The sequence below is a fragment of the Clostridium sp. ATCC BAA-442 genome (assembly GCF_964239415.1).
In the GTDB taxonomy this organism is placed as follows: Bacteria; Bacillota; Clostridia; order Oscillospirales; family Oscillospiraceae; genus Flavonifractor; species Flavonifractor plautii.
Window position 1 is genome coordinate 28648 of sequence record NZ_CAXSQB010000029.1, and the last position, 1043, is coordinate 29690.

The following is a 1043-nucleotide window of genomic DNA, read 5'->3' on the forward strand; positions in this document are numbered from 1 at the left end:
CCCCCCCCCCCCCCCCCCCCCCCCCCCGCCATAGCGTTTCAGCAGGGCCTGAAATTCCGGCTCGTCCTGGAGGAAAGCCAGTTCGGGCTCCCGCTGGAGCTCCAGCAGCAGGCCGGGCAACAGAACGGACCCGACGGCCACCTGCGTACCGGGTAGAAGGTGGGGATATAGCCCCCCGCCGTCCCAGGAGCGGTTGAGCGCCTCCAGCATATCACGCAGGGCAGACAGGGCGGCCGTCTTGTCCCCCTCTGCCGCGGCCTGTAGGAGCCGTCCGGAGGAGGCGACGCCGGGAATGAGGGCATAACGCTCCACCGTCTCCTCAATGAGGGCGGCCAGCCGGGCCCCGTCCTCCAGCCGCTCCGCCTGGAGGGCCAGCTCCTGAAGGCTGACCAGTGACTCGTAGACCTCCGTCGCGGCATTGAGCAGCCGCCGCTCCCACAGCTCCGCGGCCTCCTCCCCACGGCCTGTCCGGCGGAGCAGCCCCGCCTGCAAAGCGTCCCGGTGGGGCCAGCGGTCGGACAGGGCGGAGAGCAGCTCCTCCGCCGCGGCGTACTCCTCCCGCCTCATGTGTCTGCCGATGAGCAGGTGGAGGGCCTGGTCCCGGATATCCGGCTCCTCGCTGTCGGCCAGAGCGCGGTACAGAGGCTCCAGACGGCGCTCGTAGGGCTCCGGCTCGGCCACGCCCAGGGTGAAGAACAGGCCGTTCAGCGTCATGGCCAGAGAGATGGTCAGGCGGTCGCACCCGGGCCACCGGTGGAGCAGCTCCTCCGCCCGCAGAAAGGCCGCATCGATGCCCCCGCTCTGGGCCAGGGTGTAAAGCTCCTCTGTAAACGCGGCGATCTCTACACCGGTCAGCTCCTCCCGGAAGGAGAGCAGAGTGTTCAGATCGGTGTCCAGCAGGCGGGCCAGCGGGGCCAGCAGGGCGAGATCAGGGCAGCATGCGCCCCGCTCCCACTTGTTTACCGCCGGGCCGCTTACCCCTAGGGCCTGGGCCACCTGCTCCTGGGTCAGCCCCTTTGCCCGCCGCAGGCGGCGGATCGTGT

Annotated in this window: 1 pseudogene; it reads right to left on the minus strand. The window is 70.3% G+C overall.

Features of this window, described 5'->3' with window-relative positions:
• Window positions 1-996, minus strand: a pseudogene (locus ACESY8_RS12675) (helix-turn-helix transcriptional regulator); the annotation flags it as partial.
• Between the last annotated feature and the right edge of the window lie 47 nt (window positions 997-1043).